Annotated in this window: 1 pseudogene; it reads left to right on the forward strand. The window is 75.1% G+C overall.

Annotation, left to right across the window (positions count from 1 at the left end):
• Positions 1–898: pseudogene (locus tag FV230_RS28755) on the forward strand (LytTR family transcriptional regulator); the annotation flags it as partial.

Genomic DNA, 898 nt, shown 5'->3' on the forward strand with positions numbered 1-898 from the left:
GCTGCGCGCCGCCGCCAACGGCCGCGACGCCGGCCTGGTGCGGGCGCTCGACCCGAAGGGCCTGCCGCTCGCCGAGCACGACTTCGCCCTCGCAGCCGACGCCACCGACACCGAAATCGCCTTCGACATGCCGATCGAGCTGCGCAACGGCGTCAGCCGCATCGAGATCGCGGGCGAGCGCTCGGCCGGTGCCGTCACGCTGGTGGACGAGCGCGGCAAGCGCCGCCGCGTCGGCCTCGTCTTCGGCGGCACCAACGACCAGGCGCAGCCGCTGCTGGCGCCGACCTACTATCTTTCCCGCGCCCTGCAGCCCTTCGCCGACGTTCAGGAGGCGCGCGGCGCCAAGGGCATCGCCGACCAGGTCGGGCAGCTGCTCGACAACCAGGTGACGGTGCTGGTGCTCGCAGACGTCGGCGCCATGGACGACCGCACCGCGGCCCGCGTGCAGACGTTCGTCGAGAATGGCGGCCTCCTGCTGCGCTTCGCCGGTCCGCGGCTCGCCGCCGGCAGCGATCCGCTGGTGCCGGTGCGCCTGCGCCGCGGCGGGCGGACGCTCGGCGGCACCCTCTCGTGGGACAGCCCGAAGACGCTGGCGCCGTTCGCGCCCGAGAGCCCGTTCGCGGGCCTGGCGCCGCCTGCCGACATCGGCGTGCGCCGCCAGATCCTGGCCGAGCCCGACGGCGACCTGCCCGGCCGCACCTGGGCCTCGCTGCAGGACGGAACGCCGATCGTCACCGCCGAGCATCGCGGGCAGGGGCTCGTGGTGCTGTTCCACGTCACTGCCGACACGACGTGGTCGAACCTGCCGCTGTCGGGCCTGTTCATCGACATGCTGCGCCGGGTGGTGGCGCTGGCAGGTTCCTCGGCCGCCCCCGCCGAGGGCGGCCCGCGCCCGGCC

This window comes from Methylobacterium sp. WL6, assembly GCF_008040095.1.
Lineage (GTDB): Bacteria > Pseudomonadota > Alphaproteobacteria > Rhizobiales > Beijerinckiaceae > Methylobacterium.